The sequence below is a fragment of the Actinacidiphila acidipaludis genome (assembly GCF_019890725.1).
In the GTDB taxonomy this organism is placed as follows: Bacteria; Actinomycetota; Actinomycetes; order Streptomycetales; family Streptomycetaceae; genus Actinacidiphila; species Actinacidiphila acidipaludis.
Map to the genome: position 1 here is coordinate 1 of NZ_JAINZZ010000017.1, position 13515 is coordinate 13515.

At 69.2% G+C, this 13515-nt stretch carries 12 protein-coding genes and 1 tRNA gene; 4 read left to right on the forward strand and 9 right to left on the reverse strand.

Translation table 11 applies throughout. From position 1 onward, the window contains the following. Positions 1–20: 20 nt before the first annotated feature. Both K7862_RS15835 and K7862_RS15840 read right to left on the reverse strand, forming a co-directional pair. Complete coding sequence (locus K7862_RS15835) at positions 21–518, reverse strand: GNAT family N-acetyltransferase (protein ID WP_222963239.1); 498 nt, start codon at positions 516–518, stop codon at positions 21–23. Then, on the reverse strand, positions 515–1294 hold the full coding sequence (locus K7862_RS15840) for a GntR family transcriptional regulator (protein WP_222963240.1): 780 nt from the start codon (positions 1292–1294) through the stop codon (positions 515–517). The genes K7862_RS15835 and K7862_RS15840 overlap by 4 nt, the downstream gene beginning before the upstream one ends. Positions 1295–1594: 300 nt before the next feature. On the opposite strand from K7862_RS15840, the gene K7862_RS15845 reads away from it, so the two are divergent. Genes K7862_RS15845 through K7862_RS15860 form a run of 4 tightly spaced genes read left to right on the forward strand, consistent with a single transcriptional unit; the run spans position 1595 to position 4789 of the window. Next, positions 1595–2026 (forward strand): hypothetical protein, encoded by a 432-nt coding sequence (locus K7862_RS15845; protein ID WP_222963241.1) that lies wholly within the window; start codon positions 1595–1597, stop codon positions 2024–2026. Then, a complete protein-coding gene (gene repSA, locus K7862_RS15850; protein ID WP_222963342.1) occupies positions 2026–3453 on the forward strand; it encodes a replication initiator protein RepSA in 1428 nt (475 codons plus the stop codon). Before K7862_RS15845 ends, repSA begins: the two co-directional genes overlap by 1 nt. Continuing rightward, a complete protein-coding gene (locus K7862_RS15855) occupies positions 3450–3629 on the forward strand; it encodes a helix-turn-helix domain-containing protein (RefSeq protein WP_222963242.1) in 180 nt (59 codons plus the stop codon). The genes repSA and K7862_RS15855 overlap by 4 nt, the downstream gene beginning before the upstream one ends. Continuing rightward, the gene (locus tag K7862_RS15860) at positions 3629–4789 is read left to right on the forward strand and encodes a tyrosine-type recombinase/integrase (RefSeq protein ID WP_222963243.1); all 1161 of its coding nucleotides are present in this window, start codon (positions 3629–3631) and stop codon (positions 4787–4789) included. Before K7862_RS15855 ends, K7862_RS15860 begins: the two co-directional genes overlap by 1 nt. A gap of 55 nt (positions 4790–4844) precedes the next feature. On the opposite strand, the gene K7862_RS15865 is transcribed toward K7862_RS15860, so the two are convergent. From K7862_RS15865 to gnd, 7 genes are all read right to left on the reverse strand, one after another. Continuing rightward, a tRNA-Ile gene (locus K7862_RS15865) sits at positions 4845–4921 on the reverse strand. A 47-nt stretch (positions 4922–4968) separates the two neighbouring features. After that, entirely contained in the window at positions 4969–5583 is a 615-nt protein-coding gene (locus K7862_RS15870) for a DUF3566 domain-containing protein (protein ID WP_308012012.1), read from the reverse strand. Positions 5584–5586: 3 nt separating this feature from the next. Continuing rightward, the gene (gyrA, locus tag K7862_RS15875; protein ID WP_222963245.1) at positions 5587–8220 is read right to left on the reverse strand and encodes a DNA gyrase subunit A; all 2634 of its coding nucleotides are present in this window, start codon (positions 8218–8220) and stop codon (positions 5587–5589) included. Positions 8221–8266: 46 nt separating this feature from the next. Then, positions 8267–10267, reverse strand: coding sequence for a DNA topoisomerase (ATP-hydrolyzing) subunit B (gene gyrB, locus K7862_RS15880; protein ID WP_308012013.1), 2001 nt, complete (start codon positions 10265–10267; stop codon positions 8267–8269). A 424-nt stretch (positions 10268–10691) separates the two neighbouring features. After that, a complete protein-coding gene (locus K7862_RS15885; RefSeq protein WP_222963246.1) occupies positions 10692–11231 on the reverse strand; it encodes a DciA family protein in 540 nt (179 codons plus the stop codon). 180 nt (positions 11232–11411) lie between these two features. Continuing rightward, a complete protein-coding gene (gene recF, locus K7862_RS15890) occupies positions 11412–12557 on the reverse strand; it encodes a DNA replication/repair protein RecF (protein ID WP_222963247.1) in 1146 nt (381 codons plus the stop codon). A 73-nt stretch (positions 12558–12630) separates the two neighbouring features. Next, a complete protein-coding gene (gnd, locus tag K7862_RS15895) occupies positions 12631–13509 on the reverse strand; it encodes a phosphogluconate dehydrogenase (NAD(+)-dependent, decarboxylating) (RefSeq protein ID WP_222963248.1) in 879 nt (292 codons plus the stop codon). Positions 13510–13515 lie beyond the last annotated feature (6 nt).

Here is a 13515-nt window from a genome sequence, read left to right on the forward strand (position 1 = left end):
CTGTAACTTCCCAGCTCAGGCTAGGTTGGGCGCTGAAAGAGAGCGCCTGATCCGCGGTGCGCAAGGCTGACTATGCGAACTAAGGTGAAGCCCTGGTCGGTGTAGTAGCGGTGCAGGCCCTCGTTGGTGCGCCATGCATCGAGACGAAGCCAGCCCTTCCCTGCCTCGGCGGCACGCTTCGAGGCCCACTCCAGCATGACCGCGCCCACGCCTGCACCGGCAGCCTTTCGAGTTACTGCCATGCGGTGCACGTACAACGCATCGTTGGGCTCATCATCTGCGACCCAGAACTCCGGATCAGGATGGGCGTCCAGAGTGATCGTCCCGATGATGGTTCCATCCATCTCGGCGATGAAGCACTCTCCGTGCTCAATCGCGTGGGTGATCCGATCGCGGTGCGGGGGGAACTGCCACTGATCTATCCCTCGTTGGGCCAGCCAGACTGACGCTTCCGTCAGCAGGTCCTCAACGGTGCCCAGCTCGGAAGGCTTCGCTGGGCGCATGGTGATCTTGCTCATGAGGCAGGGTCGGTCTCGCGACGACGCTCATAAGAGACCACGTGCCGGTCTCCGGGCAGGACTGTCACGGCCACGCGGACGGCCTTGCCCTCCTCGGTGAAGCCGGTGCACACGTGATAGCCGACCGGCGTGCCGGGGCTGAGGTCCAGCCGCTTCACTTCCTCCGGCGTCGGCATCCGCACGTACAGTTCATCAAGGGCACGGACCTGCCTGTATCCCAAGTCGGCGAGGACTTCGTTTGCGCCCTGGGTGATGTTCTGCGGACGCATGATCTCGGAGTCCTGCACCAGGTCGAGCGGGAAGTAGCTGTCGTTGATGTTGAACGGCTCTCCGTCCAGGAAGCGCACTCGGCGTCGCACCGCTACCAGTTGCCCAGCGTCGAGTTGCAGCCGCTTGGCCACCTCGGCCGGCGCTTCCACGATCGAGACTTCGATCGTCTGCCGGGCCTCGCGCCCGTCCGCCGAGGATTCGGTCATGAAGGCGTCCATCTCAGGCGTGTAGGGACGAGGTCGGAACTCCGCCTGGGGGCGGAAGACCATCGGCTTCCGCTCGCGCACGAAGTGGCCCTTCGGGCGGGCGGATACCACTAGCCCCTCATTGATCAGGATCTCGATCCCCTGACGGACCGTCCCTCGCGCGACGCCATATCGCTTCTCTAGCTCGGCTTCGGTGGGCAGTTGGTCTCCAGGGCTCAGCGACCCATCCGCGATCTGCTCACGCAGGTCGTCCGCGATCTGCTGCTTGTAGGGCGTGCGCCCCAGCTTCCTCACTGCCATGACTCCATGAAACCGCCGAGACGGCAGGATTGTCTAGTCAATGCGGTCAATGCCCTTGACGGCGGGCAGCCGCATACGCATCATCGTGATTGAGCGCATTGTTCAGACAATGCACACGATGTCAGCAGGGAGCGGCGCACTACCGCCAAGCAGACCGCCGCTCCCGCCCCCTCGTAAGGGAGTCCCATCATGCCTGGTTCCGCTGTCCTCGCGCCGGTTGCCGCGTTACCTGCCTCCGCTGCCGTGTCGGTGTCGGACCTGTCGAACGCGGAGCGCCGAGTGGCGCTGTACGCCTCGGATATGCCCGACCGGTACCGCTGGACCCGTGGCGCTGATGCGCAGGTGTCGGCCTGGATCGTTCAGGGTGCGGAGCGTCTGGGCCTGGAGGAGTTGTACCGCTCGGCTGCCTACGAGCACAGCTACCGGTTGCTGTGGCTGGCCGGTCTGAGCACCCGTGAGCAGGACACAGCCCACACCGTGCGGTTCCCTTGCCGTCCCCGGCTGAAGCGTGCTGACGGGGTGGCCTCGCTGTCGGTGCTCCGCACCAGGGTGAGCGATGCCGCGTTGGCCCGGTCCAAGCGCCCGATGGTCGAGGGGCGTTGTGTGTGCGAGGGAACCGGCTGGTACGGCAACGTCTTCGACCCCGACGACCCGACCACCTACTACGAGTCGAGCTGCCCCGGCCACAACCCGGACGGCCTGCGCACCCTGCCGCTGGCGGTGAGCGCGTGATCGTCGCTTTCCCTGTCGCCCCGGTTGAGGTTGCCCCGCAGGCTGCCTCGGTCGGGGTTGACCCCGTGACGCTGGCGGACCTGCTGCGGGTGGCCAACACCCCCGGCTTCGACCGCTGGCAGGAACAGGTCCGGCGGACGGGCGGCTGCTCCGACCCGATCCACCTGTCCGGGCTGACCGTCACCCGCGACCGCGCCACGGGCAACGTCCTGTACTCCTACTCCACGGACGGGGAGCCGGGCGGCCGGTTACGCGTCGCCTGCGGCAACCGCCGGGCCTCGCGCTGCCCGTCGTGCGCCTGGCTGTACGCCGGGGACACCTTCCACCTGATCCGCGCTGGACTGACCGGCGACCCCGGCAAGGGAACCCCGCACACGGTGCGTTCGCACCCGAAGGTGTTCGCGACCCTGACCGCCCCGTCGTTCGGGACGGTCCACAACCGCCCCGCCTCCGGCCGCTGCCGCTGCGGCACCACCCATCCGGATGGGGCTGCGGAACTGGGGACCGCACTGGACCCGAGCACGTACGACTACGCGGGTGCGGTGCTGTGGAACAACCACGCCGGGGACCTGTGGCGACGCTTCACCATCTACCTGCGCCGTGAACTCGCCCACCGCGCGGGGCTCACTCAGTCGGCCATGGGTGAGGTGTGCCGGGTCTCGTTCGGGAAGGTCGCCGAGTTCCAGAAGCGCGGCGCGGTCCACTTCCATGCGATCGTGCGCCTGGACGGCCCGGCCGGACCCGACGACACCCCGCCCGCCTGGGCAACGACGGGCCTGCTCGATGACGCGATCCGGGCGGCTGCCGCCCGCGTCTCGGTGCCCGTGCCGGCCACTGGCGAGCACCCGGCCCGGGTCCTGCGCTGGGGCACCCAAGTCGACGTCCAGCCCATCGGCAGCACCGCCACCGACGGCCAGGAACTGACCGAGGAAGCTGTCGCGGCGTATGTGGCCAAGTACGCCACCAAAGCGGCCGAGACCACGGGCACCGTTGACCGGCGGATCGGGGAGCTCCCGGAACTCGACAAGCTCCCGGGCCTGCCCGAGCACGCCCGGCACCTGATCGAAGCCTGCTTCTCCCTCGATGCCGACTACCCGGGCCGCAAGCTCGCGCAGTGGGCGCACATGCTCGGCTTCCGCGGCCACTTCTCCACCAAGTCCCGCCGCTACTCCACCACCCTCGGGGCGCTGCGCCAGGTCCGCGCCGACTACCGCGCCCGCCAGGAACGCCGGGAGCGGGGCCTGCCTGACCCCGACGACTGTCCGGAGGGTTCCACGCTGACCCTCGCCCACTGGACCTACGCCGGACACGGCCACACCCCGGGAGAGTCCTGGCTCGCTGCCACCATCGCCCGCGACATCACCGAGAACCGACAGACCGCACGTGAAGCAATCGCCGACCTGGACGACTGGGGGGATGAGGGATGACCGACGAACTACTGACCGTGCCCGACGTCATGAGGCGTCTCAAGGTCGGCCGGTCCACCGTGTACGACCTGATGCGCACGCACCGGCTGGCCTCCGTGACGATCGGGCGCTGCCGTCGCGTTCCGGCAGACGCTCTGCGGGCCTTCATCGCGTCCCGAGTCGAGGAGGCTGCCTGATGGCCACCAGGAGGCCCAACGGGGGCGGAACCATCACCAGGCGCAAGGACGGCCGGTACCAGGGCGCTGCGTACGTCACCAACGCCAGTGGGCATCGGGTACGGAAGTACGTCTACGGCCGGTCCTACGACGAAGTGGCCGAGAAGCTGGGCGCTCTCCAGGACAAGGAGCGCGCCGGCGTCCCGGTGCCGGACCGGACGTGGAAGCTGGCCGAGTGGCTGGACTACTGGCTTGAGCACATCGTGAAGCCGAACAAGGAGCCCGGCACGTACAACAAGTACGAGGCCATGTCTCGGCTCTACCTTGTCCCCAGCCTGGGGAAAAAGCCTCTGACGCGCCTGACCCCCGCCCAGGTGCGGGGCATGCTGGCGGACCTGCGCCGTGAGAAGCCAGGACAGGCTGCCACGTGGGCCGAGGCTCTGCGGACCCTGCGGAACGCTCTGAACCGCGCGATGCAGGAGGAGGTCGTTGGGCGGAACGTGGCGGCCCTGGTGGACATGCCACAGGTGACCAAACGCAAGGTCAGTCCCTGGTCGGCGACCGAGGCCATCCAGTTCCTGCGGACGGCTCGGCCTCATCGGCTCTACGCCGCGTTCGTCCTGGTGCTCGTGCTCGGCCTGCGGCGCAGTGAGGTACTGGGGCTGCGCTGGCAGGACGTGGACCTGGAGAACGGGCAGTTCACCCCGACCATGCAGGTGCAGCGCGTGAACGGCGGCCTCGTTCTCAAGAAACTCAAGACGGACTCGTCGCAGGCGGCCCTACCCCTGCCCGCCTTCTGCCTCGAAGCGCTGGCCGGTCGCCGGTACCTCCAGGAGCTGGAGCGCCGTGCGGCCGGGGAGGGCTGGAGGCAGGCTGCCGACGCCGATCTGATCTTCTCCGAGCGCAACGGGGGACCGATCGAGCCTCGGGGCTTCTCCCGGACCTTTGACGCCCTGGTGACGCGGTCGAAGGTGAGGCGGATCACGGTCCGGCTGGCTCGCCACACCTGCGGAACCCTGTTGGCCTACCTCAAGGTGCATCCCAAGGTCGCCCAGGCCATCCTGCGGCACAGCCAGATCAGCATGACCCTCGACATCTACACACACGTTGTGGACGAGGATCAGCGGGCGGCTGCGGCCCGTCTTGCGGACTTGCTGAACGGGCTCGGCCCCGGCCGTTGATGTCACCCATAGATGTCAAAGGGCACCTACGGTTTCCGTAGATGCCCTTTGGCGCTGGTGGGGCTAACAGGACTTGAACCTGTGGCCTCTTCCTTATCAGGGAAGCGCTCTAACCGTCTGAGCTATAGCCCCGCGCTGCACCGAAAGATTAGCGCACGTGAGGCTGTGCCCCAAATCCGTTACTCGTCCTCGGCGAGGGTGAGCTCCACGCCACCCACGAAACCCGCAGAGAGGTTGTAGATGAAGGCGCCGAGCGTGGCCAGCGCGGTGGCCAGGACCACGTCGATCACCGCTATCACCGTGGTGAAGGTGAGCACCCGGGGCAGGGACAGGAACGACACCAGGTCGAACCCGCCCTTGCCCTGCTCCGAGGTGGTGGCGTCGCTGATGGTGGAGCCGACGGTGCTGAACACACCGATGGTGTCCAGCACCATCCACAGCACCGCCACCGCGATGATCGTGCAGATGCCCAGCGCGATGGACAGCAGGAAGCTGACCTTCATCACCGACCACGGGTCGGCCTTGGCCACCCGCAGCCGCGCCTTGCGGGTGCGCGGCGCCGTCCTGGCCGCCGGCCTCGGCCGCCGCACCCCGGCCGCCGCGGCCGGCGAGCCGGTGCCCGGCGCCGACGTGGGCGGCGGAGGCGCGTAGGCCGACGGCGGCTGCTGCGGCTGCGCCGGCTGACGGGTGTCCGTCACGGTGTGTCCCCCCTGCTGCGGGCCGTTGACATTCGCGGAGCCATGGGCACCCCCGGTCCTCCCGGTCCCATCCGCGGCGCCCGAGGCTCCACTCACGGCTTACTCCTCCGGTTCACCGGCCGTGGGCGCCTCGCCCTCGGCCACTGTGTCGTGCTCGTCCTGCTGATTGTGCCGGTCCTGCTCGTCCTGCTCCCCCTCGGCGGACAGGATGGCCGTCTCCGGATCATCCTCCGCCTCGGCGTTCCGCGCGATACCGACGACCGCGTCCCGCTTGGCGAGGTTGATCAGCTGGACGCCCATGGTGTCACGGCCGGTCTCCCTGACCTCGTTGACCCGCGTGCGGATCACTCCACCGCTGAGGGTGATGGCGAGGATCTCATCGGTCTCCTCGACCACCAGCGCCCCCACCAGGGAACCACGGTCCTCCACGATCTTCGCCGCCTTGATGCCGAGACCGCCGCGACCCTGGATCCGGTACTCGTCCACCCGGGTCCGCTTGGCGTAGCCGCCGTCGGTGGCGGTGAAGACGAACGTACCGGGCCGGACGACGTTCATCGAGAGAAGTTCGTCACCCTCGCGGAAACTCATGCCCTTGACTCCGGACGTGGCCCGGCCCATCGGCCGCAGCGCCTCGTCCGTCGCGGTGAACCGGATGCACTGCGCCTTGCGGCTGACCAGCAGCAGGTCGTCCTCGGCCGAGACCAGTTCGGCCCCGATCAGCTCGTCGAACCCGCCCTCGACGGCGGCCTCGCGCAGGTTGATGGCGATGACGCCGCCCGCGCGCGGGGAGTCGTAGTCCTTGAGCGCGGTCTTCTTCACCAGGCCGGACTTGGTGGCGAGCACCAGGTACGGCGCGGCCTCGTAGTCCTTGATGGCCAGGATCTGGGCGATCCGCTCGTCGGGCTGGAAGGCCAGCAGGTTGGCCACGTGCTGACCGCGGGCGTCCCGGCCCGCGTCCGGCAGTTCGTACGCCTTGGCGCGGTAGACCCGGCCCTTGTTGGTGAAGAACAGCAGCCACTGGTGGGTGGTCGTCACGAAGAAGTGGTCGACGATGTCGTCCTGCTTCAGCTTCGTGCCGCGCACGCCCTTGCCGCCGCGCTTCTGCGACCGGTAGTCCTCGGTCTTGGTGCGCTTGACGTAGCCGCCACGGCTGATCGTGACGACGATGTCCTCCTCGGCGATCAGGTCCTCGATGGACATGTCGCCGTCGAAGGGCACCAGCTTGGAGCGCCGGTCGTCGCCGAACTTGTCGACGATGGCCTGCAGTTCCTCGCTGATGATCTGCCGCTGCTTCTCCGGCGAGGCCAGGATCGCGTTGTACTCGTTGATCTTCGCCTGCAGCTCGTCGTGCTCGGCGACGATCTTCTGGCGCTCCAGGGCTGCCAGCCGGCGCAGCTGCATCTCCAGGATCGCGTTCGCCTGGATCTCGTCGATGTCCAGCAGGCCCATCAGGCCCTCGCGCGCGATCTCGACCGTGTCGCTGCGCCGGATCAGCGCGATGACCTCGTCGATCGCGTCGAGCGCCTTGAGCAGACCGCGCAGGATGTGGGCGCGCTCCTCGGCCTTGCGCAGCCGGAACCGGGTGCGCCGGACGATGACCTCGATCTGGTGGGTGACCCAGTTGCGGATGAAGGCGTCCAGCGACAGGGTGCGCGGCACGCCGTCCACCAGCGCGAGCATGTTCGCGCCGAAGTTCGTCTGCAGGTCGGTGTGCTTGTAGAGGTTGTTCAGCACGACCTTGGCGACCGCGTCGCGCTTGAGCACGATCACCAGGCGCTGGCCGGTGCGCGACGAGGTCTCGTCACGGACGTCCGCGATGCCGCCGATCTTGCCGTCCTTGACGAGGTCGGCGATCTTCTGCGCGAGGTTGTCCGGGTTGACCTGGTACGGCAGTTCGGTGACGACCAGGCACTGCCGGTTCTGGATCTCCTCGACCTCGACGACCGCCCGCATGGTGATCGAGCCGCGCCCGGTGCGGTACGCCTCCTCGATGCCCTTGCGGCCGACGACCAGCGCGCCGGTGGGGAAGTCGGGGCCCTTGATCCGCTCGATCAGGGCGTCCAGCAGCTCATCGGGCTCCGCGTCGGGGTTCGCCAGGAACCACTGGGCACCGTCGGCGACCTCGCGCAGGTTGTGCGGCGGGATGTTGGTCGCCATGCCGACCGCGATACCGGCCGAGCCGTTGATCAGCAGGTTCGGGAACCGGGCCGGCAGGACCGTCGGCTCCTGATTGCGGCCGTCGTAGTTGTCCGTGAAGTCGACGGTCTCCTCGTCGATGTCACGGACCATCTCCATGGCCAGCGGCGCCATCTTGCACTCGGTGTACCGCATGGCCGCCGCGGGGTCGTTGCCCGGCGAGCCGAAGTTGCCGTTGGAGTCCACCAGCGGCATCCGCATCGACCACGGCTGCGCCAGGCGGACCAGGGCGTCGTAGATCGAGGAGTCACCGTGCGGGTGGTACGTGCCCATCACGTCGCCGACGACGCGGGCGCACTTGTAGAAGCCCTTCTCCGGCCGGTAGCCGCCGTCGTACATCGCGTACAGCACGCGGCGGTGCACCGGCTTGAGGCCGTCGCGGACGTCGGGCAGCGCACGCGAGACGATGACGGACATCGCGTAGTCGAGGTAGCTGCGCTGCATCTCCGTCTCGAGCCCGACGGGCTCGATGCGGAGCGTCTGACCGTCGTCGACGGGGATGCCTTCGGGCGTGACGGGGGAGTTCTCGTCGGCCATCGGTGGTGTTCAGTCCTTTCGCGGGGTGCGGCAGTGGTCGGCCGACTCAGATGTCGAGGAAGCGGACATCCTTGGCGTTGCGCTGGATGAACGAGCGGCGCGCCTCAACGTCCTCGCCCATCAGCACCGAGAACAGGTCGTCGGCCTGCGCCGCGTCGTCGAGCGTGACCTGCCCGAGCACCCGGTGGTCGACGTCCATGGTGGTGACCCGCAGCTCCTCGGCGTTCATCTCGCCGAGACCCTTGAAGCGCTGGATCGAGTCCTCGCGGATCCGCTTGCCGGCCTGCTTGCCGAGCTCCACCAGCGCGTCGCGCTCACGGTCGGAGTAGGCGTACTCCCAGTCGTCCCGGCCCCACTTGATCTTGTACAGCGGCGGGCGCGACAGGTACACGTGACCCGCCTCGACCAGCGGCCGCATGAAGCGGAACAGGAAGGTGAGCAGCAGGGTGTTGATGTGCTGGCCGTCGACGTCGGCGTCCGCCATCAGGATGATCTTGTGATACCGCAGCTTGGAGATGTCGAAGTCCTCGTGCACACCCGTGCCGAAGGCCGAGATCAGCGCCTGGATCTCCTGGTTCTGCAGGATCTTGTCGATCCGCGCCTTCTCCACGTTGAGGATCTTGCCGCGGATCGGGAGGATCGCCTGGTACTGCGGGTTGCGGCCGGACTTGGCCGAGCCGCCGGCCGAGTCGCCCTCGACGATGAAGATCTCGCACTTCGTCGGGTCGTTGGACTGACAGTCGCTCAGCTTGCCGGGCAGCGACGCGGACTCCAGCAGGCCCTTGCGGCGGGTCAGATCCCGTGCCTTGCGGGCCGCGACGCGGGCGGTGGCCGCCTGGATCGCCTTGCGGATGATGTCCGTGGCCTCGTTCGGGTTGCGGTCCAGCCAGTCGTTGAGGTGCTCGTGCACGACCTTCTGCACGAACGTCTTCGCCTCGGTGTTGCCGAGCTTGGTCTTGGTCTGGCCCTCGAACTGCGGCTCGCCGAGCTTGACCGAGATGATCGCGGTCAGACCCTCGCGGATGTCCTCACCGGTGAGGTTGTCGTCCTTCTCCCGGAGCAGCTTCTTGTCGCGCGCGTACCGGTTGATCAGGGACGTCAGCGCGGCGCGGAAGCCCTCCTCGTGGGTGCCGCCCTCATGGGTGTGGATGGTGTTGGCGAAGCTGTAGACACCCTCGCTGTACTGGGTGTTCCACTGCATCGCGACCTCGACCGAGAGCAGCCGCTCCTTGTCCTCCGCCTCGATGTCGATGACGGTGGGGTGGACCAGCTCGCCCTTGCGCGAGTTGAGGTACGTCACGAAGTCGACGATGCCGCCCTCGTAGTGGTACTCGGCGCGCAGCGGGTTGCCGTCCTCGTCCACGTGGTCGAGGCGCTCGTCGGTCAGCGTGATCCGCAGGCCCTTGTTGAGGAACGCCATCTCCTGGAAACGCCGGGAGAGGGTCTCGAACGAGTACTCCGTGGTCTCGAAGACGTCCGGGTCCGCCCAGAAGGTGACCGACGTGCCGGTCGTCTCGGTGGCCTCGTTCCTGGCCAGCGGCGCGGTCGGCACGCCCAGCTTGTAGTCCTGGGTCCAGCGGTGGCCGTCGGTGTGGACCTCGACCGCGACGCGCGTCGAGAGCGCGTTCACGACCGAGACGCCGACGCCGTGCAGGCCGCCGGAGACCGCGTACCCGCCGCCGCCGAACTTGCCGCCGGCGTGCAGGACGGTCAGCACGACCTCCACGGCCGGCTTGCCCTCGGAGGGGACGATGCCGACCGGGATACCGCGGCCGTTGTCCACCACGCGCACGCCGCCGTCGGCGAGGATCGTGACGTCGATGGTGTCCGCGTGACCTGCCATCGCCTCGTCGACGGAGTTGTCGACGACCTCCTGCACGAGGTGGTGCAGACCCCGCTCACCGGTGGACCCGATGTACATGCCGGGGCGCTTGCGCACCGCGTCGAGCCCCTCGAGCACGGTGATCGCGCTGGCGTCGTAGGACTTGTTGGAGTTCTCGTTGAGGTTGCCGGAATCGGCCACGAAGCGCCCTTTCTGGCACAGCACGAGCCGTCTCCCGCCGAGCGGGATCGGCTGCGTCGTTCGACATGTTCCGCTGGGGTACCCCTGCCGTCTGCCAGGGGAGGGCGGTCTGCCATTCAGTCTACCGGTAGCGGCGCCATGAATGGGGCTTTGGCGGTACCTCAGTTCCCATGTGCCGCCCAAAACGGCCCTCGCCCGACTCCCTACACGCGGCCCCGGGGCCAAAACGGCTCACACGGGCGTCCAGGGCTTCCGGCTGTCAACCTCCGGCTACGCTGAGCACGGGTGCCCCCGCACCAGCCGTCCCAGGCCGCTCACCAGTACGGATGTCCGCGAGCGTCCCGGGAGAGCCCCGGGCGGGAGAGGCCGCGCTCCGGGGGTACACCGGTGGGCCGCACCTCCAGAGTGCGGCTACCCGAACGGGGGGCGGGGCGTGGTGTAGCGCAGATCACCCGTAGGTGTCGCCGGGGCCACGGCTGCCGGGGGCCCGCAGCCGGCCGTACGAGCGGCTGGGACCGGCCGGACCCAGCACCTTGATCAGCTTGACCGTGCCGTGGCCGAGGTCGGCGTTCAGCCGGGCCACCAGCGTCGGCGCGAGCAGCCGCAGCTGCGTCGCCCAGGCGGTGGAGTCGCACTGCACCGTCAGGACCCGCTCGTCCTCGTCGTAGCGGTCGGGGGCGCAGTGCAGCGCCACCTCGGGTCCCACGAGCTGGGGCCAACGGCCCATCACCCCGCCCACCGCCGCGGGGGCCTCCCAGCCGCGCTCGGTGATGAGGCGGCTGATCGCCGCGCCCAGCGGCAGCGGGTCCCGGCCGTCCGCACGGGCGCCGCTGCGCAGCCCGCCCCGCCGGGCCTGCTTCTTCTGCGCGGCCGCCGTACCGCGGGCGCGCGCCTGCTCCTTGGCCGCCCGCAGCGCCACCCGCGCCAGATCCACCCCGGCCGGCTCCGCACTCGCCTGAGCCCTGGGGCCCTCGTCCGCGTCGCTCACTGCGTTGTTCCGTTCGCTTCTCCGCCGACTCGGCGCAGGGGTGCGCGCTTCGTCGCCGTCCACAGGCCGGTTGCCTCGTCCGCGTCGCTCACTGCGTTGTTCCGTTCGCTTCTCCGCCGACTCGGCGCAGGGGTGCGCGCTTCGTCGCCGTCCACAGGCCGGTTGCCTCGTCCGCGTCGCTCACTGCCGCACCACCGTCCCGTTCTCCACAGAGAAGCGCGTGCCCACCAGGACGCCGGGTACGTCGTCGTCCACCGCGGCGGTGACCAGGACCTGTTCACCGGGGGCGACGAGTTCCGCCAGGCGTTCCCGGCGGCGGGCGTCCAGCTCGGCGAACACGTCGTCGAGCACGAGCACCGGCTCGCCGCCGTCCGCGCAGAGCAGTTCGTAGGAGGCCAGCCGCAGCGCCAGCGCGTACGACCAGGACTCACCGTGGCTGGCGTAGCCCTTGGCCGGCAGCTCACCCAGCTTGAGGACCAGGTCGTCGCGGTGCGGGCCGACCAGCGTCACCCCGCGCTCGATCTCCTGACGGCGCGCCTCGCCCAGCGCCTCCAGCAGCCGCCCGAACAGCTCCTCACGCCCGGTCACGGCGACCAGCCGCTCGTCACCCATGGAGCTGCGGTACTCCAGGCCGACCGGGCCGCCGCCCGGGGCCAGTTGCTCGTACGCCTTGTCGGCCAGCGGCTGCAGCGCGGCCACCAGGTCCAGGCGCTGCGCCAGCAGTTCGGCGCCCGCCCTGGCCAGGTGCTGGTCCCACACGTCGAGCGTGGACAGGTCGGCGCCCTTGCCGCCGTGCCGACGGGCCAGCGCGGCCGTCTTCAGCAGCGTGTTCCGCTGTTTGAGGACCCGTTCGTAGTCGCTGCGCACCCCGGCCAACCGCGGGGCCCGCGCGGTGATCAGCTCGTCGAGGAAGCGGCGGCGCTCACCGGGGTCGCCCTTGACCAGGGCCAGGTCCTCCGGCGCGAACAGCACGCTGCGGACGATGCCGAGCACGTCCCGGGGCCGCACCTGCGAGGACCGGTTGATCCGGGCGCGGTTGGCCCGCCCCGGGTTGATCTCCAGCTCGACGAGCTGCTGCCGCTCGCCGCCCTGGCTGCCCTGCACGACCTGCGCCCGCACGATCGCGCGGTCCGCGCCCATGCGGACCAGCGGCGCGTCGGAGGCCACCCGGTGGCTGCCGAGCGTCGCCAGGTAGCCGACCGCCTCGACGAGGTTGGTCTTCCCCTGGCCGTTGGGGCCCACGAAAGCCGTGACGCCCGGGTCGAGGGGGACCTCGGCCCGGGCGTAGGAGCGGAAGTCGGCGAGCGACAGGTGCGCTACGTGCATCGCGTGCTTGGCGCTGACCGCGCCGACCTCCCTGCTGTGACGTGCGGTGTGCGGCGGTCGCCCGCCGCCGTGCCTACTCGGCCGCGGTGACCGCGTGGCCGCCGAACTCGTTGCGGAGCGCGGCGATCATCTTCATCTGCGGCGAGTCGTCCTGGCGGGACGAGAAGCGGGCGAACAGCGACGCGGTGATCGCGGGCAGCGGCACGGCGTTGTCGATCGCCGCCTCCACCGTCCAGCGTCCCTCGCCGGAGTCGTCGGCGTAACCCCGCAGGTTCTCCAGGTGCTCGCTCTTGTCGAGCGCGTCCACGGCCAGGTCGAGCAGCCACGACCGGATGACCGTGCCGGACTTCCAGGAGCGGAACACCTCGCGCACGTCGGTGACCGAGTCCACGGCCTCCAGCAGCTCCCAGCCCTCGGCGTACGCCTGCATCATCGCGTACTCGATGCCGTTGTGGACCATCTTCGCGAAGTGCCCGGCGCCGACGCGGCCGGCGTGCACCGAGCCGGAGTCGCCCTCGGGCTTGAGCGCGTCGAAGATCGGCTGGGCCTTGGCGACGTCCTCCGCGGAACCGCCGTACATCAGCGCGTAGCCGTTCGCCAGACCCCACACGCCGCCGGAGACGCCGCAGTCGACGAAGCCGATGCCCTTGGCACCGAGCTGCTCGGCGTGCTTCTCGTCGTCCGTCCAGCGGGAGTTGCCGCCGTCGACGACGAGGTCACCGGGCGACAGCAGCTCGCCCAGCTCGTCGATGGTGGACTGCGTCGCGGCGCCCGCGGGCACCATCACCCACACCACGCGGGGCGTCTGCAGGGAATCCACAAGCTCCTTGAGGCTGTGGACATCGGCGACATCCGGGTTCCGGTCGTATCCGATGACGGTGTGGCCGGCGCGGCGGATGCGCTCGCGCATGTTGCCACCCATCTTGCCGAGACCGATGAGACCGAGCTCCATCACACA

Coding starts and splice junctions, on each gene's coding strand:
- K7862_RS15835 (WP_222963239.1), bottom strand. CDS start 518: ATGAGCAAGATCACCATGCGCCCAGCGAAGCCTTCCGAGCTGGGCACC.
- K7862_RS15840 (WP_222963240.1), bottom strand. CDS start 1,294: ATGGCAGTGAGGAAGCTGGGGCGCACGCCCTACAAGCAGCAGATCGCG.
- K7862_RS15845 (WP_222963241.1), top strand. CDS start 1,595: ATGCCCGACCGGTACCGCTGGACCCGTGGCGCTGATGCGCAGGTGTCG.
- K7862_RS15855 (WP_222963242.1), top strand. CDS start 3,450: ATGACCGACGAACTACTGACCGTGCCCGACGTCATGAGGCGTCTCAAG.
- K7862_RS15860 (WP_222963243.1), top strand. CDS start 3,629: ATGGCCACCAGGAGGCCCAACGGGGGCGGAACCATCACCAGGCGCAAG.
- gyrA (WP_222963245.1), bottom strand. CDS start 8,220: ATGGCCGACGAGAACTCCCCCGTCACGCCCGAAGGCATCCCCGTCGAC.
- recF (WP_222963247.1), bottom strand. CDS start 12,557: ATGCACGTAGCGCACCTGTCGCTCGCCGACTTCCGCTCCTACGCCCGG.
- gnd (WP_222963248.1), bottom strand. CDS start 13,509: ATGGAGCTCGGTCTCATCGGTCTCGGCAAGATGGGTGGCAACATGCGC.